19 protein-coding genes are annotated in these 22446 nt (G+C 73.1%); 9 read left to right on the forward strand and 10 right to left on the reverse strand.

What is annotated here, in order from left to right; translation table 11 throughout:
- Positions 1-35: 35 nt before the first annotated feature.
- Positions 36-641, reverse strand: a complete 606-nt coding sequence (locus ABZ478_RS18985; RefSeq protein WP_359550758.1) for a TetR/AcrR family transcriptional regulator — start codon at positions 639-641, stop codon at positions 36-38.
- Between the two features lie 121 nt (positions 642-762).
- Here ABZ478_RS18985 and ABZ478_RS18990 point away from each other — a divergent pair, with 121 nt between their 5' ends.
- Positions 763-2283 carry a cytochrome P450 gene (locus tag ABZ478_RS18990; protein WP_359550761.1) on the forward strand — a complete coding sequence of 507 codons (1521 nt, stop codon included), beginning with the start codon at positions 763-765 and terminating at the stop codon, positions 2281-2283.
- Positions 2284-2387: 104 nt separating this feature from the next.
- Here the strand turns inward: ABZ478_RS18990 and ABZ478_RS18995 are convergent, their stop codons facing one another.
- The 9 genes from ABZ478_RS18995 to ABZ478_RS19035 form a co-directional block, all read right to left on the reverse strand.
- On the reverse strand, positions 2388-3263 hold the full coding sequence (locus tag ABZ478_RS18995; protein ID WP_359550764.1) for a pentapeptide repeat-containing protein: 876 nt from the start codon (positions 3261-3263) through the stop codon (positions 2388-2390).
- A gap of 77 nt (positions 3264-3340) precedes the next feature.
- Positions 3341-4234 (reverse strand): RNA polymerase sigma factor SigJ, encoded by an 894-nt coding sequence (gene sigJ / locus ABZ478_RS19000; RefSeq protein ID WP_359550767.1) that lies wholly within the window; start codon positions 4232-4234, stop codon positions 3341-3343.
- A gap of 151 nt (positions 4235-4385) precedes the next feature.
- Positions 4386-5687, reverse strand: a complete 1302-nt coding sequence (locus tag ABZ478_RS19005) for an alpha/beta fold hydrolase (RefSeq protein WP_359550769.1) — start codon at positions 5685-5687, stop codon at positions 4386-4388.
- Between the two features lie 98 nt (positions 5688-5785).
- On the reverse strand, positions 5786-6817 hold the full coding sequence (locus ABZ478_RS19010; protein ID WP_359550873.1) for a LacI family DNA-binding transcriptional regulator: 1032 nt from the start codon (positions 6815-6817) through the stop codon (positions 5786-5788).
- A gap of 271 nt (positions 6818-7088) precedes the next feature.
- Positions 7089-7409: an L-rhamnose mutarotase gene (locus ABZ478_RS19015; protein WP_359550772.1), complete on the reverse strand. Its 321-nt coding sequence runs from the start codon at positions 7407-7409 to the stop codon at positions 7089-7091.
- A gap of 17 nt (positions 7410-7426) precedes the next feature.
- Positions 7427-8506 carry a rhamnose ABC transporter substrate-binding protein gene (gene rhaS, locus ABZ478_RS19020; protein WP_359550775.1) on the reverse strand — a complete coding sequence of 360 codons (1080 nt, stop codon included), beginning with the start codon at positions 8504-8506 and terminating at the stop codon, positions 7427-7429.
- A gap of 37 nt (positions 8507-8543) precedes the next feature.
- Positions 8544-9533 carry an ABC transporter permease gene (locus ABZ478_RS19025; RefSeq protein WP_359550777.1) on the reverse strand — a complete coding sequence of 330 codons (990 nt, stop codon included), beginning with the start codon at positions 9531-9533 and terminating at the stop codon, positions 8544-8546.
- Positions 9526-10596 (reverse strand): ABC transporter permease, encoded by a 1071-nt coding sequence (locus ABZ478_RS19030; RefSeq protein WP_359550779.1) that lies wholly within the window; start codon positions 10594-10596, stop codon positions 9526-9528. Before ABZ478_RS19030 ends, ABZ478_RS19025 begins: the two co-directional genes overlap by 8 nt.
- Before the next feature lie 55 nt (positions 10597-10651).
- Positions 10652-12169 (reverse strand): sugar ABC transporter ATP-binding protein, encoded by a 1518-nt coding sequence (locus ABZ478_RS19035; protein ID WP_359550781.1) that lies wholly within the window; start codon positions 12167-12169, stop codon positions 10652-10654.
- Positions 12170-12430: 261 nt separating this feature from the next.
- Here ABZ478_RS19035 and rhaI point away from each other — a divergent pair, with 261 nt between their 5' ends.
- The 8 genes from rhaI to ABZ478_RS19075 all read left to right on the forward strand — a co-directional run bounded on the left by rhaI (position 12431) and on the right by ABZ478_RS19075 (position 22401).
- Entirely contained in the window at positions 12431-13591 is a 1161-nt protein-coding gene (gene rhaI / locus ABZ478_RS19040) for an L-rhamnose isomerase (RefSeq protein WP_359550784.1), read from the forward strand.
- Positions 13592-13662: 71 nt separating this feature from the next.
- The gene (locus ABZ478_RS19045) at positions 13663-15702 is read left to right on the forward strand and encodes a bifunctional aldolase/short-chain dehydrogenase (protein ID WP_359550786.1); all 2040 of its coding nucleotides are present in this window, start codon (positions 13663-13665) and stop codon (positions 15700-15702) included.
- Positions 15699-17147 carry a rhamnulokinase family protein gene (locus ABZ478_RS19050; protein WP_359550788.1) on the forward strand — a complete coding sequence of 483 codons (1449 nt, stop codon included), beginning with the start codon at positions 15699-15701 and terminating at the stop codon, positions 17145-17147. Before ABZ478_RS19045 ends, ABZ478_RS19050 begins: the two co-directional genes overlap by 4 nt.
- A gap of 72 nt (positions 17148-17219) precedes the next feature.
- Entirely contained in the window at positions 17220-17975 is a 756-nt protein-coding gene (locus tag ABZ478_RS19055) for a (Fe-S)-binding protein (protein ID WP_359550791.1), read from the forward strand.
- Positions 17972-19450: a LutB/LldF family L-lactate oxidation iron-sulfur protein gene (locus tag ABZ478_RS19060; RefSeq protein ID WP_359550793.1), complete on the forward strand. Its 1479-nt coding sequence runs from the start codon at positions 17972-17974 to the stop codon at positions 19448-19450. Before ABZ478_RS19055 ends, ABZ478_RS19060 begins: the two co-directional genes overlap by 4 nt.
- A complete protein-coding gene (locus tag ABZ478_RS19065) occupies positions 19447-20094 on the forward strand; it encodes an LUD domain-containing protein (protein WP_359550795.1) in 648 nt (215 codons plus the stop codon). The genes ABZ478_RS19060 and ABZ478_RS19065 overlap by 4 nt, the downstream gene beginning before the upstream one ends.
- 103 nt (positions 20095-20197) lie before the next feature.
- Positions 20198-21055, forward strand: a complete 858-nt coding sequence (locus ABZ478_RS19070) for a MoxR family ATPase (protein ID WP_359550798.1) — start codon at positions 20198-20200, stop codon at positions 21053-21055.
- Positions 21052-22401 carry a VWA domain-containing protein gene (locus ABZ478_RS19075; protein WP_359550800.1) on the forward strand — a complete coding sequence of 450 codons (1350 nt, stop codon included), beginning with the start codon at positions 21052-21054 and terminating at the stop codon, positions 22399-22401. Before ABZ478_RS19070 ends, ABZ478_RS19075 begins: the two co-directional genes overlap by 4 nt.
- The last annotated feature ends 45 nt before the right edge of the window (positions 22402-22446 follow it).

Raw genomic sequence — 22446 nt, forward strand, 5'->3', positions numbered from 1 at the left:
GCACGCCAACCACGCCTCCCTACGAGGGGGGTGAGTCAGGCGATGACCCCGAGGAGCGCCCGGGCGCACAGATCGCGGACCTGTTCCCGGTCCGGTTCGCCGTCCCGCAGCCATTCCAGGCAGACGGCGGTGGTGAAGGCGAGCCAGCCGCGCACGGCGAGCCGCACCCCGGGGGCATCCTCGAAGGCCGGCCCGAACTCCGGGTCCACCGCGAGGGCGGCCAGGATCTGCTGCTCCTGGGCGGCGAGGGCCCGCTGGTAGACACGCCGCACGGCCTGGTCTCCGGCCGCGTCGGCGCGGTGGAAGGCGCGGAAGCCGTGCGCGTGCGCCCGCACGTAGGCGAGATAGGTGTCGAGACTGGCGAGGAGCTGGTCGCGCACCGGCACCCCGGGCACGGCCGCCGTCATGCGCAGCATCCGCTCGCTCTCGCGCTCCACGACCGCGGCGAAGAAGTCCCGCTTGGTCGGGAAGTAGTGGTACAGCAGCCCTCGGGAGACGCCCGCGATCTCGGCGACCTGCTCGATCCAGACGTCGTCGTACGGGCTCTCCGAGAACAGTTTCGCCCCCACCGACAGCAACTGCTCACGGCGCTCCTCGGTGCTGAGTCTGCGCCGGGCGCGTTCCCCCTGGTTCGCGGGCATGCCGTCACTTTACTTGACGCCGGTTCAACAACCGGACCACACTGGAACGCGTTATTGAACCCACGTACAACACGCGGGCGTCACAGGTTCAACCATCCGCTGGGTCAAGGGAGATCGCGTCATGGCGGAGACGACGGAGACCGGGCTGCCCAAGGGGTTTAGGGGCGCGGAACAGGGCTGGCCGGAGCTGCGCCGCATCCCGCATCCGCCGCGCCGGCTGCCGCTGCTCGGCGATGTGCTCGGCGTCGACCGGCGCCGCCCGCTGCAGGACTCGATGCGCTTCGGGCGCGAGCTGGGTCCGGTCTTCCGCCGCCGGGTGTTCGGCAACGAGTTCGTGTTCCTGTGGGGGTCGCGGCTCGTCGCCGACCTCGCCGACGAGTCCCGGTTCGCCAAGCACGTGGGCCTCGGGGTGGCCAATCTCCGCCCGGTCGCCGGGGACGGGCTGTTCACGGCGTACAACCACGAGCCGAACTGGCAGCTGGCGCACGACGTGCTGGCGCCCGGCTTCAGCCGGGAGGCCATGGCGGGCTACCACTCGATGATGCTGGCGGTGGCCGCCCGGCTGACCGGCCACTGGGACCGGGAACTGGCGGCCGGCCGCACGGTGGACGTGCCCGGCGACATGACCAAGCTGACCCTGGAGACGATCGCGCGCACCGGGTTCGGGCACGACTTCGGCTCCTTCGAACGGGACCGGCCGCACCCGTTCGTCACCGCGATGGTCGGCACGCTCGGCTACGCGCAGCGCCTGAACAGCGTGCCCGTGCCGCTGGTGCCGCTGCTGCTGCGCGGCGCCGCCCGGCGCAACGCCGCCGACATCGCCCATCTGGACCGTACGGTCGACGAGGTCGTGGCGGCCCGGCGCCGCTCTGGCGGCGGCGACGGGGACCTGCTGGACCGCATGCTGGACACCACGCACCCGGAGACCGGGGAGCGGCTGTCCGCCGAGAACGTGCGCAAACAGGTGATCACGTTCCTGGTGGCCGGCCACGAGACCACCTCGGGCGCGCTGTCCTTCGCCCTGTACTACCTCGCCCGGCACCCGGAGGTCGCCGCCCGGGCCCGCGCCGAGGTGGACCGCGTTTGGGGCGACACCCCGGAACCGGGCTACGAGCAGGTCGCCAAGCTGCGCTACGTCCGCCGGGTGCTGGACGAGTCGCTGCGGCTGTGGCCGACCGCCCCCGCCTACGCCCGGGAGGCCCGGCAGGACACGGTGCTGGCCGGGGAGCATCCGATGCGGCGCGGGGCATGGGCGCTGGTCCTGCTGCCGCTGCTGCACCGCGACCCCGAGGTGTGGGGCGAGGACGCCGAGCGGTTCGACCCGGACCGCTTCGAGGCGGGCGCCGTACGGGGCCGGGCCCCGCACACCTTCAAACCGTTCGGCACCGGCGCGCGGGCCTGCATCGGCCGCCAGTTCGCGCTGCACGAGGCGACTCTCGTCCTCGGCCTGCTGCTGCGCCGCTACGACCTGCGGGCCGACCCCGCCTACCGCCTCCAGGTCACCGAGCGGCTGACGGTGATGCCGGAGGGACTGCGCCTGCGCCTGGAACGACGCCCCGCGCCGGCGCCGACTCCGGTCACCGTGCCCGCCGCCGATCCCGGCTCAGCCGCCCGCTGCCCCGTGGGCGGAGCGGGAGACTGACTCCATGAGTTCCGTGCCGGCGCGGCCGCGAGCCTCTTCGCCCGCGGGCTACGCCGGAAGCGGCTCGCGCCGGGTACCGCCGAGTGCCCGGCGACAGCCTCCGCTCAGTCACCCGCCGCCCAGTGCCCGGGGCGGGTGACCGACTCGGGGAGCCTGGTGCCGGCGTTGCCGCGGGCCGCGTTGACCTGGGGCTGGGTGAGGAAGAAGGCGCCGGTGAGGTCGGCGTCGCTCAGCTCGGCGTCCCGGAGGTCGGCGCCGATCATGTCGGCCTCGCGCAGGTCGGCGCCGGTGAGGTCGGCCGCGATGAGGTAGGCGCCGCGCAGACTGGCCCCGCGCAGGTCGGCGCCGCGCAGCCGGGCCCCGATGAGGTCGGCGCCCCGGCGGTCCTTGGCCCCGCGCTTACCGCTCTTGCCCCCCTTGCCGCCCTTGCGGTCCTTTCCGCCGACGGCGTCCGCCCGGGCCAGCTCGCTGGCGCGCAGCAACAGGACGTTGACCTCCTGCCGGTGGGCGGCCACGTCGAGGCGGGCCAGTTCCTCGGGTGTCCCCCGGGTGAGCAGTTCGGTGCGCTCCAGGGCCTCGCGCAGGCCGGCGTGGACGGGCCAGGCGGCCTCCAGGCGCAGCGCCTCCGTCAAGTACCGGAGCAGTTCGTGCAGTTGACGGACGACGGGGAAGACCTCGAACATCCGGCGGGACCGCTCCGGGGAGCCGGTACGCCAGTCCTGCCCGCCGAAGGTGACCTGCGAGACCTTCTGTCCGGCGCCGAAGCAGTCGTAGACCGTGCAGCCGGTGAAGCCCTTCTCGCGCAGACCGGCGTGGATGCCGCAGCGGTGGTCGTCCCGCAGGTTCGGGCAGGGCTTGCCCGCGGGCTTGTCGATGGCGAAGTCCGCGGAGGCGGCGAACGGCAGGGCGACGCAGCACAGCCCGAAGCACTGGGCGCAGTCGCCGCGCAGATCGGCGAGGTCGGTTATCTGATCCGGCATGGCGTCCAGCCTACTGACCTGCGTGACCGCGGGACGCGCCGCCGCGCCCCGCGGCCCCTGGGACCGGCACCCGGCCCTCAGTCCTCCAGCGCGGGCAGGTCCAGCCGGGCCAGCCGCTCCGGGTCGGCCAGGATGTACATGCCGGTGATCCGGCCGTCGGCGACCGTGAACGCCGTGACCGAGACCGGCCGCCCCTCGGGCGCGGTGACCAGGCCCACCGCTCCGTTGACCAGCACCGGACGGGCGTGCACCGCGAGGTGGGAGAACATCGAGGCCTGCTCGGCGACGGTCCGGGCCCCGCTGACCGCCTTGGACGCGCCGACGCCCCGGACCAGGACGCCCGCGTCGGCGCGCAGCGCCACATCCGGGTGGAGCAGGGCGAGCAGCGCCTCGAAGTCGCCGCCGCGGGTGGCGGCCAGCCAGGCGTCGACCACCTGCCGCTGCCGGCCGAGGTCGGGGTCGGCCGACGGGCCGGCGCCCTGCACCCGGCGGCGGGCCCGGCTGGCGAGCTGCCGGGTGGCGGCCGGGGTGCGCTCGACGATCGCGGCGATGTCGTCGAAGGGCACGGCGAACATGTCGTGCAGGACGAACGCCAGCCGTTCGGCGGGTTCCAGCGTCTGGAGCACGACGAGGAGCGCCAGCCCGACCGAGTCGGCCTCCAGCACCTCCTTCTCGGGGTCGGTCCGGCCGAGGGAGCGGACCACCGGATCGGGGACGAACGTGTCCTCCATCGGCTCCTCGCGGCGCGCGGTGCGCGAGCGCAGCATGTCCAGGCAGACCCGGCCCACCACGGTGGTCAGCCAGCCGCCGAGGTTGCGGATCTCCGCCGCGTCACCGCGGCCGAGCCGCAGCCAGGCCTCCTGGACCGCGTCCTCGGCCTCGGTGAGCGAGCCGAGCATCCGGTAGGCCACCGCGCGCAGGTGCCCCCGGTGCTCCTCGAAGCGGTCGGCGAGCAGGTCGGTGGCGTTCATGAGGTCCCCGTTCGTTCGGTGTCGGCGGGGCGCCGGCACCGAACGCCGCCGCGGGCGGCGGCAGCGGCCCGGTGATCGTCGGCTCGCCCGTGGCCGCAGACTATGCCGCCCGCCCGCCGCCGCAACTCCTTTTGTCGCGAGCTCCGTTGGCTCAGGCCTCGTCGCGGGCCAGGGCGAGCAGCCGGTCCAGGACGCGGGGTGCTCCGGCGCGCAGACCGTCGTGCTCGTACTCGTCGGTCACCCAGGTCCGCAGCCCCCGCACGGCGCGGGCCGTCCGCAGGGAGTGGGCCGTGTCCACGTACATGTCGTCGTGGTAGACCGCCGCGGCGACCGGCACCTCGTTGGCGGCGAGCCGGGCGGGGTCGTACAGGGGCTGCCAGTCGGTGCGGGCGGCGAGCAGTTCGGCGGTCTCGCGCAGCGGGCGCAGGGCCGGGTCGGTCTCGAACATCCAGGGGTGCACCGTCTCGCCGGTGAACAGCACCGGGGCGTCCCCGGCGATCGCCTTGGCCGCGTCGAACTGCGGGAACTCGGCACGCACCCGCTCGGCGGCCCAGGCGGTGGGGCGGGCGTCCTGGCCGTAGATGGACTCGTGGACGAGCGCGTAGAGCGGGTGCGCCGCGTACGACAGCAGGCCGCGCACCTGTTCCTGGAAGGCGTCGGACAGCTCCGGGCCGCCGGGAGTGCGGACGAACGCCTCCTCCAGGAGGAAGTGCAGCCGGTGGCTGCCGTCGCTCGCCCCGAGCATCAGGCCGAGGGACTGGAACGCCTCCACGGTGAGACGGTGGCCGCCGGGCAGGACGACGTCGTGGGTGAGGAGGTGGTCGGCGATGCGCCGGGCCCGCTCGACGTCCTGCGGGTAGCGGGCGTAGTGCGCGGCGACCTTGCGTTCGATGCGCGGGTAGGCGGCCCGGTAGACGTCGTCGGCGTGGGCGTCGAGGGAGGGCAGGCCGCCGGTGACGACGGCGGTGTCGAGTCCCTCGGGGGCGAGGGAGAGGTACGACACCGTGCAGAAGCCGCCGAAGCTCTGGCCCAGCACGGTCCACGGGGCGCCGCCCGTCACGAGGGGGCGGACGGCCTCGCAGTCGCGGACGATGGAGTCGGCGCGGAAGTGGGTGAGGTAGTCGGCCTGCTCGGCGGGACCGCCGCGCAGCGGGAGGGTCTGCCGGGTGGCGGGCGTGGAGCTGCCGGTGCCGCGCTGGTCCAGGAGGAGGACGCGGTAGTCCTTCAGGGCGCGGTCGAGCCAGGCCTGCCGTCCGACGAAACGATTCGCCCCGAAGCCGGGGCCGCCCTGCAGATACAGCAGCCACGGCAGGTCCTGCCCCGCCTTGCCGGCGGCGACGGCCTCACGGGCGTACAGCTCGATGCTCTCGCCGTCCGGCCGCGCGTGATCGAGGGGTACGGTGAAGCGGCGGTCGGTGAGGACGACACCGGGCTGGCGGTAGCTGGAAGTCAACGGATCTCCCGGGACGGACGGCGTGGACGCGTCCCAGTTCAGCACACCGGCGGCCGGGCCCACCCACCCGGGATCATGGATTCCTACTGAACTTCCGGTCAGCGGGCGGCGAGACTGGAGCGGCGCACCACCAGCTCCGGCTGGAGCACCACCCGCCGGTGCTCGTGCCGGCCGGCGCCGCCCTCGGCGCCCGCCTCGGTCTCCTCCAGCAACAGCTCCGCGGCGAGGGCGCCCATGGTGACGGCGGGCTGCCGTACGGAGGTCAGCGGTACGGCGGCGGCCGCGGCGAACTCGATGTCGTCGTAGCCGACGATCGCCAGGTCGTCGGGGACGACCACGCCGGCCGCGTAGAGGGCCTGGAGCACGCCGAGCGCGAGCAGGTCGTTGGCGCAGAAGACGGCGGTGGGCCGGTCGGCGAGGCCGAGCAGCCGGGCGCCCGCGTCCCGGCCGGCGGCCACGTCCAGTCGCTCGGTGGGCAGCTCGCGCAGGGCGTCGGGGCCGAGCCCGGCCTCGGCGAGGGCGTTCAGGGCGCCGGTGCGGCGGTCGCGCACCTGGTTCAGTCCGGGCGGCCCGCTGACGTAGGCGATGGAACGATGACCGGCGTCCACCAGGTGGCGGACGGCGAGGGCGCCGCCCGCCACGTCGTCCACGGAGACGGAGCACTCGGTGGTGCCCTCGGCGACCCGGTCGACCAGCACGAAGGGGATGCCGTGCCGGCGGAAGGCCGCGATGTTGCGGCCGGTGGCGTCGGCCGGGGTGAGGAGCACCCCGCGCACCCGCTGCTCGGCGAAGAGCGAGAGGTACTCCGCCTCCTCGGCCGCGTTCTGCGCGCTGTTGCAGACCATCACGCCGAGCCCCGCGTCGCGGGCCGCCCGCTCGGCGCCGCGGGCCACGTCCACGAAGAAGGGGTTGCCCATGTCCAGCACCAGCAGGCCCATGATCCGGCTGCGGCCGGCGCGCAGTTGCCGGGCGGACTCGCTGCGGACGTAGCCGAGCCGGTCGATCGCGGACAGCACCCGCGCCCGGGTCTCGCCGGCGACGGTCTCCGGGCGGTTGATGACGTTCGAGACCGTGCCCACCGAGACTCCGGCGGCGCGGGCGACGTCCTTGATACCCACCGACTGGGCCATCGGGCTTCGGACCTCCAGGGACGAGGGGCGGCGGGGGAAGGCGCTCACGGGCACCACGGGCGCTCACGCGCTCGAGGAGCGTCGCGCGTGCCCGGGGCGGAAGGGCCCTCACATTACCGTCATGACCGGCATCACGGCCCGGTCCGCGCGGGCGGTGCGAGGTCCGCGGCGTACGGCGGTGCGAGGTCCGCGGCGTACGGCGGGAAGGGGTCCGGGCCGGCCGGGTCCGGACCGGTGACGGCGGGTGCGGCGGGCCCGCCCGCGGGAGCGGTCAGGGCAGGTGGAACACCTCCGTGAGCGGTGTCATCGCCTCGTCGGGCCGGGCGCCGTCCAGCGATTCGAAGAACGGCGCCATCTCCGCCTGCCAGCGGGCGTTGACTGAGGTGGCCTCCATGCCGGCCTGGGCGGCGGCGAAGTCCTCGGTCTCCAGATGGCCGACGAGCAGGCCGTCCTCGCGCAGGAACAGCGAGTAGTTGTGCCAGCCGGCCGCCCGGAGCGCGTCGAGCATCTCCGGCCAGACGGCGCAGTGCCGCTCGCGGTACTCGTCGAGGCGGTCCGCCCTGACCTTCAGCAGGAAGCACACGCGTCGCATCAACGCCTCCTCGTCCGTCAGAAGTTGAACCGGTCGATGTTCTTCGCGTCGAACACGGTCGGCTTGCCCAGGTTGATCACGCCGTCCTTGCCGATGGTGTAGGTCGTGCCGCCCGCCTTGAAGGTCTCACCCTCCTTGCCGGTGATCTGACCGGAGGCCAGGGCGACGGCGGTACGGGCGGCCAGGTCCCCGAGCTTCGCCGGGTCCCACAGCTCGAAGCCGCTGACGGTGCCGTTCTTGACGTACTTGCGCATGTCGTTGGGGGTGCCGAGGCCGGTCAGCTTCACCTTGCCCTTGTACTTGGAACCGGACAGGTACTGGGCGGCGGCCTTGATACCGACGGTGGTCGGGGAGATGATCCCCTTCAGGTCCGGGTGCTCCTGGAGCAGGCCCTGGGTCTGCTGGAAGGACGTCTGCGCCTCGTCGTTGCCGTAGGCGATCTTGACGAGCTTGACGTTCTTGTACTTGGGGTCCTTCAGCTCGTCCTTCATGTAGCCGATCCAGGTGTTCTGGTTCGTCGCGGTCTGCGCCGCGGACAGGATCGCTATCTCGCCCTTGTAGCCGATCTGTTCGGCGAGGAGCTGCACCTCGGTGCGGCCCAGGTCCTCGGCGGACGCCTGGGAGACGAAGGCGTTGCGGCAGCCGGGGTCGGTGTCGGAGTCGTAGGTGACGACCTTGATGCCGTTGGTCATCGCCTGCTTGAGCGCGGTGCACAGGGCGCCCGGGTCCTGCGCGGAGACGGCCATCGCGTCCACCCGCTGCTGGGTGAGGGTGTTGACGTAACTCACCTGCCCGGAGGTGTCGGTGGCGCTGGAGGGGCCCACCTCCTTGTACTTCTCGCCCAGTTCGGCGAGGGCCTTGCTTCCGCCCTTGTCAGCGGTGGTGAAGTAAGGGTTGTTCACCTGCTTGGGCAGGAAGCCGACGGTCAGCCCCTTCTTGGTGGCCGCGTTCGGATCGGCCTTGCCGGCGGAGGTGGCCGGCCCGCTGTCGTTCTTGACGTCGTTCTTGGTGGTACCGCCGCAGGCGGTGGCGGCGAGCGCGAGGGAGGTGACGGCGGCGAGGGCCACGCAGGTGCGGCGCAGGGTGGACGGGCGCATGGTCGGGTTCCTTTACGAGGGTCGGGTGGTCGGGGAGTTACGACGTCGGTGCCGAGGCGGCTCTGCGGCCCACCCTCGCGACGGTGATCTGACGTGCGACCCGGGGTCCGAGCACGGAGACGACGAGCAGCACGCCGGTGACGACGATCTGCGACTGCGCGGAGACGTTCAGCAGGCTCATCACGTTCTGCAGCGCGCCCAGCAGGAACACCCCCGCGATCGCGCCGCCGAGCGTGCCCCTGCCGCCGTCGAAGTCGATGCCGCCGAGCAGCACGGCGGCGACGACGGAGAGTTCCAGACCGGTGGCGTTGTCGTAGCGGGCGCTGGCGTAGTGCAGGGCCCAGAAGACGCCGGTGAGCGCGGACATGAACCCGGTTGCGACGAACAGGGCCAGCTTGGCGCGCTTGACCCGGATGCCGGCGAACCGCGCCGCCTCCTCGTTGGCGCCGACCGCGAACAGCGACCGGCCGAACGGGGTGGCGTGCAGGACGACGACGGCGACGGCGAGCAGCACCAGGAAGAGCGGGAAGGCCTGCGGCAGGAAGGTGCCGCCGAGCCGCCCGGCGGCGAAGTCCTGGTACTGGGCGGGGAAGTCGGTCACGGCGTCGGAGCCGAGCACGATCTGCGCGATGCCCCGGTACGCGGCGAGGGTGCCGATGGTCACGGCGAGGGACGGCAGCCCCAGCCTGGTCACCAGCAGGCCGTTGACCAGGCCGCACACCACGCCCAGCAGCAGGCAGACCGGGATGATCGTCTCGATGGCCATGCCCTGGTTCCACAGCTTGCCCATCACCGCGCCGGACAGCCCGGCGGTGGAGGCGACCGACAGGTCGATCTCGCCGGAGACCACGAGCAAGGTCATGGGCAGGGCGATCAGCGCGATGGGCAGCGTGTTGCCGATGAGGAAGGACAGGTTGAGGGCGTTGCCGAAGCCGTCCACGAAGCCGAACGACAGCAGCAGCAGGACGATCAGGAGGGCGCCGACGACGGTGTCCCAGCGGACGGCGCGGCTCAGCGACTCAGGCACCGGCGTTCTCCTTCGTCAGGGGGGCCTTGCTCAGGGCCGACTTCTTCTTCAGGGCGGCGGCCACCCGCAGCGCGACGACCCGGTCGACGGCGATGGCGAGCAGCAGCAGGACGCCGTTGATCGCGAGCACCCACACGGAGCTGACGCCGAGGGCGGGGAGCACGCTGTTGACGGAGGTGAGCAGCAGGGCGCCGAGGGCGGCGCCGTAGACGCTGCCGGAGCCTCCGGTGAAGGCGACGCCGCCGACGACGACGGCGCTGACGACGGTGAGTTCGTAGCCGTTGCCGGTGCCGGAGTCGACGTTGCCGAACCGGGCCAGGTAGAGGGCGCCGGCGAGTCCGGCGAGGGCGCCGCAGACGGTGTAGGCGGTGAGGATGCGCTTGCGCACGGGGATGCCGGCCAGCCGGGCGGCCTCCGGGTTGGAGCCGAGCGCGTACAGTTCCCGGCCGCCGCCGAAGTGCTTGAGGCAGTAGGCGGTGACGACGAGGACGGCGAGCGCGACGAGGGCGAGCCACGGGACGGCGGAGATGCCGCCGGAGCCGAAGTCCACGAATCCGCCGGGGAGATCGGCCGCCGTGATCTGCCGGGAGCCGACCCAGATGGAGTCGACACCCCGGATGACGTAGAGCGTGCCGAGGGTGACGACCAGCGCGGGCACCTGGCCGAGGCTGACGAGCAGGCCGTTCAGCAGGCCGAAGCCGACGCCGAGCAGGACGGCGAGGAACAGCGCCACGGCCGGGTTCCCGCCGCCGTGCAGATAGCTTCCGGCGGCGAAGGCGCTGATGCCGAGCGTGGAGCCGACCGACAGGTCGACGTTGCGGGTGATGACGACCAGCGACTGGCCGGTGGCGACCAGCACCAGGATCGTGGCGTTGAGCAGCAGGTCCTTGATGCCCTGCTCGGAGAGGAACTCGCTGTTGCCGGCCTGGGTGACGGCGATCATCACCAGGAAGACGGCCAGGATCGCGAGTTCTCGCATCTTGAAGACCCGGTCCACCAGCCGGGTGCCGCTGGACCTGGGCACCTCGGTGAGCGGTGTCTCGTTCGGGGCGGTCACCGTCATGCGGCGGCCCTCCTGGTGACGTTCGGGGGCACGGGGGCGGCCCTTCCGGCGGCGGTCATGCGGCGGCCCTTCCGGTGGCGGCGGCCATCACCGTCTCCTCGGTGGCCGCGGAGCGCGGGATCTCCGCGGTGATCCGGCCCTCGTGCATGACGAGCACCCGGTCGGCCATGCCGAGGACCTCGGGGAGGTCGGAGGAGATCATCAGGACGGCGACGCCCTCGGCGGCCAGTTCACCCAGCAGCCGGTGCACCTCGGCCTTGGTGCCGACGTCGATGCCGCGCGTCGGCTCGTCTACGATCAGTACCTTCGGGCCGGTGGCCAGCCACTTGGCGAGGACGACCTTCTGCTGGTTGCCCCCGGAGAGGGTGGAGACGGCGTCGGCGATCCGGGCGTACTTCACCTGGAGCCGTACCGCCCAGTCGAGGGAGCGGCTGCGTTCGGCGCCGCGGTCCATCAGGCCGGCCTTCACGGTCGTGCGCAGGCCGGTGAGTCCGATGTTGCGCGCGATGGACATATCCATCACAAGGCCCTGGGCGCGCCGGTCCTCGGGGACCAGGGCGAGTCCGGCGGCCATCGCGGTGGAGGGCGCCCCCCGGGTGAGCCCGCGGCCCTCGACCTCCACCTCGCCGGCGTCCCACCGGTCCACGCCGAACACGGCGCGGGCCACCTCGGTGCGGCCGGCGCCGACCAGTCCCGCGAGACCGACGATCTCACCGCGCCGCACCTCGAAGGAGACGTCGGTGAAGACCCCCTCACGGGTCAGCCGGCGCACGCTCAGGGCGACCTCGCCGGGTGTGACGTCCTGCTTCGGGTACAGCTCGTCCAGGTCGCGGCCCACCATGCGGCGCACCAGGTCGTCCTCGGTCATGCCGTCGAGGGGCTCGCACGCGATCCGGGCGCCGTCCCGCAGCGTGGTGACCCGGCGGCAGATCTGGAAGATCTCGTCCAGCCGGTGGGATATGAACAGCACCGCGGCGCCCTGCTCGCGCAGGGTGCGGACGACGCCGAAGAGCCGGGCGACCTCGCTGCCGGTCAGGGCGGCGGTCGGCTCGTCCATGATCAGGACCCGGGCGTCGAAGGAGAGCGCCTTGGCGATCTCCACGATCTGCTGGTCGGCGATGGACAGTCCGCGGGCGGGCCGGTCCGGGTCGAGTTCGACGCCGAGCCGCTTCATCAGGGCGGCGGTCGCCGCGTGCGTGGCCTTGTGGTCGATCCGGCCGAGGGTCCGGCGGGGCTGCCGGCCCATGTAGATGTTCTCGGCGATCGACAGGTCGGGGAAGAGCGTGGGCTCCTGGTAGATCACGGCGATCCCGGCGTCGCGGGCGTCACCGGGTCCGTGGAAGACGACGGGCTCACCGTCGAGCAGCACCTGCCCGGAGTCGGGGCGGTACACCCCGGCGAGCGTCTTGATGAGGGTCGACTTGCCCGCGCCGTTCTCCCCGGCGAGGGCGTGCACCTCGCCGGGCAGCAGCTCCAGGGAGACGCCTCGCAGGGCGCGTACGGCACCGAAGGACTTGGAGACGTCCCGCAGGGCCAGCACCGGGGTCGGTCCCGCGTCGGGCGGGTGGGTCATGGGGGCTCCTCGACGACACCGGCGGCACCGCCCCTCGGCGTCGTGAAAGGTTTCAACTGGATTGCCGGGACGTTAGGCATCCCGGGCATGTCACGTCAATGGGTCCGTGTCGAAAAACCTTCGATAGCCGTAGGTCACGGACGAGTCACGGACAACGGTGTCGACCGGAATGCTTGACACCCCTTCGAGGGGCTCATAACTTGCCGTTCTGAATCGTTTCACACGCTCAGTCGTTCCACCCGACACCACAGGAGCCCCGAAGTGACCGACCTCGCCGCGGTGAAGGCCGCCCTCAGGACCCAGGCCGTCGAGACGCCGTCGTGGGCGTACGGGAACTCGGGGACCCGGTTCAAGGTGTTCGCCCAGCCGGGCGTGCCGCGCTCGGCCTGGGAGAAACTGGCCGACGCCGCGAAGGTCCACGAGTTCACCGGGGCCGCGCCGACGGTCGCCCTGCACATCCCGTGGGACACGGTCGAGGACTACGCGGCTCTCGCGAAGTACGCCGAGGAGCGCGGGGTGCGGCTCGGCGCGATCAACTCCAACACCTTCCAGGACGACGACTACAAGCTGGGCAGCGTCTGCCACCCGGAGGCGCGGGTGCGCCGCATGGCGGTGGACCATCTGCTGCGGTGCGTCGACATCATGGACGCCACCGGCTCCCGCGACCTGAAGCTGTGGTTCGCGGACGGCACCAACTACCCCGGCCAGGACGACATCAGGGCCCGGCAGGACAGGCTGGCCGAGGCGCTGGCGGAGGTGTACGCCCGGCTCGGGGACGGTCAGCGGATGCTGCTGGAGTACAAGTTCTTCGAGCCGGCCTTCTACGCGACGGACGTGCCGGACTGGGGCACGGCCTACGCGCACTGCCTGAAGCTGGGGCCGAAGGCACAGGTGGTGGTCGACACCGGGCACCACGCGCCGGGCACCAACATCGAGTTCATCGTCGCCACGCTGCTGCGGGAGGGGAAGCTCGGCGGCTTCGACTTCAACTCGCGCTTCTACGCCGACGACGACCTCATGGTCGGTGCGGCGGACCCGTTCCAGCTCTTCCGCATCATGTACGAGGTGGTGCGCGGGGGCGGGTTCACCCCCGAGGTGGCGTTCATGCTCGACCAGTGCCACAACATCGAGGCGAAGATCCCGGCGATCATCCGCTCCGTGATGAACGTCCAGGAGGCCACGGCCAAGGCACTGCTGGTCGACCGGGCCGCACTGGCCGCGGCACAGGCCTGCGGTGACGTCCTGGCCGCCAACGCCGTGCTGATGGACGCCTACAACACCGATGTCCGGCCGCTGCTCCGTGAGGTGCGCGAGGAGACGGGGCTGGACCCGGACCCGGTCTCCGCCTACGCCCGGTCCGGGTGGGCGGAGCGGATCGTCGCCGAGCGGGTCGGCGGGGAGCAGGCGGGGTGGGGGGCCTAGCCCCCCACCGACCGCACCGCCCTCCTCTCCCCCGCCCGCATCCACCCTCTTCTCCAGAAGGACCCAGATCCATGGCAACGCATCCCGAAGCCGCCGCTCTCCTCGCCCGCTCGCACCGGCTGGGCGCCGACCCCCGCAACACCAACTACGCCGGCGGCAACGCCTCCGCCAAGGGCACCGGCGCCGATCCCGTCACCGGCGGTGACGTGGAGCTGATGTGGGTGAAGGGCTCCGGCGGCGACCTCGGCACGCTCACCGAGGCCGGGCTCGCCGTGCTGCGTCTGGACCGGTTGCGCGCCCTCGCCGGCGTCTATCCGGGTGTCGAGCGCGAGGACGAGATGGTCGCCGCGTTCGACTACTGCCTGCACGGCAAGGGCGGGGCGGCTCCCTCCATCGACACCGCCATGCACGGCCTGGTCGACGCCCCGCACGTGGACCACCTGCACCCCGACTCCGGTATCGCCCTCGCCTGCGCCGCCGACGGGGAGAAGCTGACCGCCGAGTGCTTCGGCGACTCGGTGGCCTGGGTGCCGTGGCGGCGGCCCGGGTTCCAGCTCGGGCTGGACATCGCGGCGGTCAAGAAGGCCAACCCGCAGGCGGTCGGTGTCGTCCTCGGCGGGCACGGCATCACCGCCTGGGGCGACAGCGCCGAGGAGTGCGAGCGCAACTCGCTGCACATCATCCGCACCGCCGAGGCCTTCCTGGCTCAGAAGGGGAAGGCCGAGCCCTTCGGGCCCATTCTGGACGGCTACGGCGCGCTGCCCGAGGCCGAGCGGCGGGAGCGGGTCGCCGCGCTCGCGCCGTACGTACGGGCCATCGCTTCCCAGGACAGGCCGCAGGTCGGCCACTTCACCGACTCGGACGTGGTGCTGGACTTCCTCTCCCGCGCCGAGCACCCGCGGCTGGCCGCCCTCGGCACCTCCTGCCCGGACCACTTCCTGCGCACGAAGGTACGGCCGCTCGTCCTCGACCTGCCCCCCTCGGCCCCGCTCCAGGACGCGGTCGCCCGGCTGCGCGAACTGCACGCCGCCTACCGCGAGGAGTACGCCGCCTACTACGAGCGGCACGCCCTGCCCGACTCCCCCGCCATGCGCGGCGCCGACCCGGCGATCGTGCTGGTCCCGGGAGTGGGCATGTTCAGCTTCGGCAAGGACAAGCAGACCGCCCGGGCCGCGGGCGAGTTCTACGTCAACGCGATCAACGTCATGCGGGGCGCCGAGGCGGTCTCCGCGTACGCACCGATCGAGGAGTCGGAGAAGTTCCGCATCGAGTACTGGGCGCTGGAGGAGGCCAAGCTCCGGCGGATGCCGAAGCCGAGGCCGCTGGCCACCCGGGTGGCACTGGTGACCGGGGCAGGCAGCGGGATCGGCCGGGCCATCGCGCACCGCCTGGCCGCCGAGGGCGCCTGTGTGGTCGTCGCCGACCTGAACGCGGAGAACGCCGCCGCCGTGGCCGCGGAACTCGGCGGCGCCGACCGGGCCGTCGCCGTGACCGTGGACGTCACCTCCGAGGAGCGGATCGCCGAGGCCTTCCAGGCCGCCGTACTCGCCTTCGGCGGGGTCGACCTCGTGGTGAACAACGCCGGCATCTCCGTCTCCAAGCCGCTGCTGGAGACCTCGGCCGAGGACTGGGACCTCCAGCACGACATCATGGCGCGCGGCTCGTTCCTCGTCTCCCGGGAGGCGGCGCGGGTGATGACCGCGCAGGGGCTGGGCGGCGACATCGTGTACATCGCGTCGAAGAACGCCGTGTTCGCCGGCCCCAACAACATCGCCTACTCCGCCACCAAGGCCGACCAGGCCCATCAGGTGCGGCTGCTGGCGGCCGAACTGGGCGAGCACGGCATCCGCGTCAACGGGGTCAACCCGGACGGTGTGGTCCGCGGGTCCGGCATCTTCGCGGGCGGCTGGGGTGCCCAGCGGGCCGCGGTGTACGGGGTGCCGGAGGAGAAGCTGGGCGAGTTCTACGCCCAGCGCACCATCCTGAAGCGGGAGGTGCTGCCGGAGCACGTGGCGAACGCGGTGTTCGCGCTCACCGGCGGCGAGCTCACCCACACCACCGGCCTGCACATCCCGGTCGACGCGGGTGTGGCGGCCGCCTTCCTGCGATGAGCGGCGGTGTGCGGTCCTACGCGGCCGTCGATCTGGGCGCCTCCAGCGGGCGGGTGATGGTCGGCCGGGTCGGGCCCGACTCGCTGGAGCTGACCGAGGCGCACCGGTTCCCCAACCGCCCGGTGCGGTTCCCGGAGGGTCTGCGCTGGGACGTGCCGGCGCTGTACGCCGGTGTGCTGGACGGGCTGCGGGCCGCGGGACCGGTCGATTCCGTCGGCATCGACAGCTGGGCCGTCGACTACGGCCTGCTGGACGCGGACGGCGCCCTGCTGGGCAACCCGGTGCACTACCGTGACTCCCGCACGGAGGGCGTCGCGGAGAAGGTGTGGGCGACCGTGCCGGCCGCCGAGCTGTACGCGGCGACCGGCCTGCAGTACGCGCCGTTCAACACCCTGTACCAGCTCGCCGCCGCCCGCTCCACCGTCCGATTCGCCCAGGCCGCACGGCTGTTGCTGATCCCCGACCTGCTGACGTACTGGCTGACCGGCGAGCAGGGCACCGAGCTGACCAACGCCTCCACCACCCAGCTCATCGATCCGCGCACCCGCGACTGGGCGTACGGCGTCGCCGAGCGGCTGGACGTCGACCTCGGGCTGTTCGCGCCGCTGCGGCGGCCCGGTGACCCGGCGGGGGTGCTGCGCCCGGAGGTGCTGGCGGAGACCGGGCTCGCCGGGCCGGTGCCGGTCACCGCGGTCGCCTCGCACGACACGGCGTCCGCGGTGGCCGCGGTCCCGGCGACGGACGGGCGTTTCGCCTACATCTGCACCGGCACCTGGTCCCTGGCCGGTCTCGAACTCGACGCGCCCGTGCTCACCGAGGAGAGCCGGGCCGCCAACTTCACCAACGAGCTGGGGCTCGACGGCACCGTGCGGTATCTGCGCAACATCATGGGGCTGTGGCTGCTCCAGGAGTGCGTACGCGCCTGGGGCGAGCCGGATCTGGGGCCGCTGCTGCGGGAGGCGGCCGCGGTACCCGCGCTGCGGTCGGTGGTGGACGCCGGGGACGAGGCGTTCCTGGCGCCGGGCGGGATGCCGGAGCGGATCGCGGAGGCCTGCCGGGCCTCGGGGCAGCCGGTGCCCGAGAACCGGGCCGAGGTGACGCGCTGCATCCTCGACTCGCTGGCGCTCGCCCACCGCCGGGCCGTCGAGGACGCGCGGCGGCTGGCCGACCGTCCGGTCGACGTCGTGTACGTCGTCGGCGGCGGCACCCGCAACGCGCTGCTGTGCCAGCTCACCGCCGACGCCTGCGGGCTGCCGGTGGTGGCGGGCGCGACGGAGGCCGCGGCCCTCGGCAACGTGCTGGTGCAGGCCCGCACCCACGGACTGGCCTGCGACCTCGCCGGGATGCGCCGGCTGCTCACCCGCACCCAGCCGTTGACCCGCTACACACCACGCGGCGGCACCGCCCGCTGGCGGGAGGCGGCGGCGCGGCTCGCCACGCCGTGAGCCGCGCCCTCCGCCCGGCGGATTCCGCCGATTACCCTGCAACCGTCCGACGACCGACGCCGAGGAGCCGCGATGCGTGTCGCCCTGTTCCTGACCTGTGTCAACGACACGCTCTATCCGGACACCGGCCGGGCGGTGGTGAGACTGCTGGCCGGACTGGGCGTCGAGGTCGACTTCCCGATGGCCCAGACGTGCTGTGGACAGGCCCACTACAACACCGGCTACCGGCACGAGGCGGAGCCGCTGGCCCGGCACTTCGCCGAGGTCTTCGGTGACTACGACGCGATCGTGACCCCGTCCGGGTCCTGCGGGGCGATGGTCCGCGAGCTGTATCCGCGCATGGGAGAGCGGGCGCGGGCCGAGGGCCGGGGCGGGACGCTGGCCACGGTGCTCGCGCCGGTGGTGCCGAAGACGTACGAGCTGACGGAGTTCCTGGTGGACGTGCTGGGTGTGACGGACGTCGGCGCGTACTACCCGCACCGGGTGACGTACCACCCCACCTGCCACGGACTGCGTGCCCTGGGCCTCGGCGACCGGCCCCGGCGGCTGCTGAACGCCGTGAAGGGGCTGGAACTGGTGGAGCTGCCGGGGGCGGAGGAGTGCTGCGGGTTCGGCGGCACGTTCGCGGTGAAGAACGCCGAGGTGTCGGCGGCGATGGGCGCGGACAAGGTGCGCAACGCCGAGTCGACGGGCGCGCAGGTGCTGTGCGCGGCCGACAACTCCTGTCTGATGCACATCGGCGGCACCATGAGCCGGCTGCGGACGGACATGCGGCCGGTGCACATCGCGGAGATCCTGGCGAGCACGGAGGAGGAGCCGGCCGCATGAGCGGAACGTACCTGGGCATGCCGGCCTTCCCCGAGGCCGCGCGCGAGGCCGTCGGCGACGCCACCCTGCGCGGCAATCTGCGCCACGCCACGCACACCATCCGGGCCAAGCGGGCCCGGGCGGTCGACGAGGTGTCCGACTGGGCGGAGCTGCGGGAGGCGGGCCGGCGGATCAAGGACCACACGCTGCGCCATCTCGACCGGTACCTGATCCAGTTGGAGGAGGCGGTGACGGCGGCGGGCGGCACGGTCCACTGGGCCGCCGACGCCGAGGAGGCCAACCGGATCGTCACCGAACTGGTCCGGGCCACCGGCGAGTCGGAGGTCGTCAAGGTCAAGTCGATGGCCACGCAGGAGATCGGGCTCAACGAAGCCCTCGAGGCGGCGGGCATCCGCGCCTACGAGACCGATCTCGCCGAGCTGATCGTGCAGTTGGGCAGGGACCGGCCGTCGCACATCCTGGTCCCGGCCATCCACCGCAACCGGGGTGAGATCCGGGACATCTTCCGCGCCGAGATGGCCGAGTGGGGGCGCCCGGCACCCGAGGGCCTGAGCGACTCCCCCGCCGAACTCGCCGAGGCCGCCCGGCTCCACCTGCGGGAGAAGTTCCTGCGGGCGAAGGTCGGCGTCTCCGGCGCCAACTTCATGGTGGCCGAGACCGGCACGCTGGTCGTGGTGGAGTCAGAGGGCAACGGGCGGATGTGCCTGACCCTGCCCGAGACGCTGATCTCGGTCGTCGGCATCGAGAAGATCGTGCCTGCCTGGCGGGACCTGGAGGTCTTCCTGCAGACGCTGCCCCGCTCCTCGACGGCCGAGCGGATGAACCCGTACACGTCGATGTGGACCGGCACCACCGGCGAGGACGGCCCGGAGGCCTTTCATCTGGTCCTGCTCGACAACGGCCGCACCGACACCCTCGCCGACGAGGTCGGCCGGCAGGCGCTGCGCTGCATCCGCTGCTCGGCCTGCCTGAACGTGTGCCCGGTGTACGAGCGGGCGGGCGGCCATGCCTACGGCTCGGTGTACCCGGGACCGATCGGTGCCATCCTCAGCCCCCAACTGCGCGGTACCGGCAGCGACATCGACGCCTCCCTGCCGTACGCGTCCTCGCTGTGCGGGGCCTGCTACGAGGTGTGCCCGGTCGCCATCGACATCCCGGAGGTGCTGGTGCATCTGCGGGAGCGGGTGGCGCAGGGCGGCCAAGCGGTCCGGGCGGGCAACAAGGTGGTGCTGAGACCGGCCCGGGGCCATGCCGCCGAGCGGGCGGCGCTGCGGGCCGCGCGCTGGGCGTTCGCGCATCCGGGTGCGCTGCGCGCCGGACAGCGGCTCGCCTCCCGCACCCGCCGGCTGCATCCGCGCACGCTGCCGGGTCCGGGCCGGGCGTGGAGCGGGACCCGGGATCTGCCGGCGGTGCCGACGGAGCCGTTCCGGGACTGGTGGCAGCGTACGAACGGCGGGAAGGACACGGCGAAGTGAGCGGCAGGGAACGGATCCTGGGCCGGGTGCGGCGGGCGCTCGCGGACCTGCCCGCGGACGAGCGGCCGTACGAGGAGGCGGTGGCGCGGGACTATCTGCGCGAGCACGGCGACCGTACGGCCGGGCAGAGCGTGGAGCTGCTGGCCGAGAACCTGGCGGACTACCGGGCGGTCGTGCATCGCACGGACGCCGGCGGGCTGCCGGACCTGATCGGGCGGCTGCTCGCGGCGCGCGGCGCCGAGCGGGTGCTCGTGCCGCCGGGGCTGCCGGCCGGGTGGCTGGCGGCCGGCGGTCCCACCCGCGTCCAGGACCGGGCCGCGAGCACGGCCCGCGAACTCGACGGGGTGGACAGCGTGGTCACCGGCTGCGCGGTCGCGATCGCCGAGACCGGCACCCTCGTCCTGGACGGCTCCTCCGACCAGGGCCGGCGTCGCATCACTCTGATCCCCGACCACCACATCTGCGTGGTGCGCGTCCCGGACCAGGTGGTCGCCTCCGTCCCGCAGGCCCTCGGGCGCCTGGCCCCCGGCCGCCCGCTGACCTGGATCTCCGGCCCGTCCGCCACCAGTGACATCGAGCTCGACCGGGTGGAGGGGGTGCACGGGCCGCGCACCCTGGAAGTGGTGCTGATGACCGGGGAGTGAGCGGAGCTTGCGGCCGGGCTGGAGGCGGAACCGCGTGACAGGAGCGCTGAACAAGCGCTTAGATAGTCGTCGGACGCCGTTCCCCAGCCAGCCGGAGGCCCCGTTGTTCACGTCCGTCGACGACGTCTCCGCCCGTCTCGCCGAGACCGGGTACCTCCCTTCGCCCGCCGTCGCCACGACCGCCTTCCTCGCCGCCCGCCTGGGCAAGCCGCTGCTGGTGGAGGGGCCGGCCGGGGTCGGCAAGACCGAGCTGGCCAAGGCCGTCGCCCAGGTGGCCGGAGCCCGGCTGGTCCGGCTCCAGTGCTACGAGGGCGTCGACGAGTCCCGGGCCCTGTACGAGTGGAACCACGCCAAGCAGCTGCTGCGCATCAGCGCGGGCCACGGCGAGAGCTGGGACGACGCCCGCACCGACATCTTCAGCGAGGAGTTCCTGCTGCCCCGCCCGCTGCTCACCGCGATCCGCGGCGAGGAGCCGACGGTCCTGCTGATCGACGAGATCGACAAGGCCGACGTCGAGATGGAGGGCCTGCTGCTGGAGGTGCTCAGCGACTTCCAGGTGACGGTCCCCGAACTGGGCACGGTCACCGCGACCCGCCGCCCTTTCGTCGTGCTCACCTCGAACGCGGGCCGCGAGCTGTCCGAAGCCCTGCGCCGCCGCTGTCTGTTCCTGCACATCGGGTTCCCGGAGGAGGAGCTGGAGCGGCGGATCGTGGCGCTGAAGGTGCCGGGTCTCGACGCGGCGCTCACCGAGTCGGTGGTACGGGTGGTAGGGGCGCTGCGCGCGATGGACCTGCGCAAGGTGCCGTCCGTCGCGGAGACCGTCGACTGGGCGCGCACCCTGCTGGCCCTGGGCGCGGGCACGCTGGACGAGACGGTCGTACGGGACACCCTGGGCGTACTCCTCAAGCACCAGGACGACGTACTGAAGGCGGCGGCCAAGCTGGACCTGGACGCGCTGTGACCGGTGTCGGGGGCCGGATCACCGGGCTGGTGGGCGCGCTGCGCGAGCACGGTGTGCGGATCGGCACCGGGGAGACGGTCGACGCGGCCCTCGCCGCCGAGGCCCTCGGCTTCACCGACCGGGAGCTGCTGCGGGAGGGGCTGGCCGCGACCCTGCTGCACGGCCCGGCCCAGCGGGCCGTGTTCGACCCGGTCTTCGACCTGTACTTCCCACGCGGCGTGGGCGGCCCGGAGCAGGCGCCGGCGGACCGGGAGGAGCTGCGCGACCGCCTCGCGCGGGCGCTGGCGGCCGACGACCGGGCGCTGCTGGCCCGGCTGGCCGCGGAGGCCGTCGACGGTTTCGGCGGGTACGGGAGCTCACCGGGGTCGGACGGCTGGTCGGCGCACCAGACGCTCGACCGGCTCCGGCCGCAGACCCTGCTGGCCCGGGTGCGCGCCGACGTACGGGGCCGGGACGGCGGCTCGGGGTTCGCGGACCGGCTGCTGGACGACGAGATCAGACGGCGCATCGAGGTGTTCCGGCGGCTGGTCGGCGCGGAGGCCCGGCGCCGGGTCGCCGAGCGGCGCGGACGGGACGAGATCGCCCGGCGGGCCGTCGCCCCGACCGCGGACCGGGTGGACTTCCTGTACGCACGCCGCGACCAGCTCGCCGAGCTGCGCAGGGTGGTGTGGCCGCTGGCGCGGAAGCTGGCGACCCGGCTGGCCGCGCGGCGCCGCCGGGCCGCGCGCGGCACGATCGATCTGCGCCGCACCCTGCGCTCCTCGCTGTCCACGGGCGGGGTGCCGATGCGGCCGGTGCTGCGCAGGCGCCGTCCGGTCCGGCCGGAACTGGTGCTGCTGTGCGATGTGTCGGGCTCGGTGTCGGGGTTCTCGGACTTCACGATGCTGCTGGTGCAGGCCCTGCACGACCAGTTCAGCAAGGTCCGCGTGTTCGCCTTCGTCAACCGGCTCGACGAGGTGACCGGGCTGCTCGCTCACGGCCGGGCCGACCCGGACGGGCTCGGCGCCCGTATCCGCGCGGAGGCCACGCTCACCGGCTGGCACGGCAGCAGCGACTACGGCGTCGCCCTGGGCGAGTTCACCGAGCGGTACGGCGCCGCGGTCGGGCCCCGGACGACGGTGTTCGTGCTCGGGGACGCCCGTACGAACATGAGCGACCCCAACCTGGCCGCCGTCCGTGAACTCGCCCGCCGCGCCCGGCGCGTGCACTGGCTGAACCCCGAGCCGCGGGCCCAGTGGGGCACGGGTGACTCGGCGGCGCCCGCCTACGCCGAGCTGGTCGAGATGCACGAGTGCCGCACGGCCCGGCAGCTCGGCGAGCTGATCGCGCGTCTGCTGCCGGTGTGAGACGGGTGCGCGTGGGGCCGCGGGGCGTGCCCCGCGGCCCCACGC

Origin of the sequence: Streptomyces sp. NPDC005706 (assembly GCF_040631045.1) — a bacterium.
Classification (GTDB): domain Bacteria; phylum Actinomycetota; class Actinomycetes; order Streptomycetales; family Streptomycetaceae; genus Streptomyces.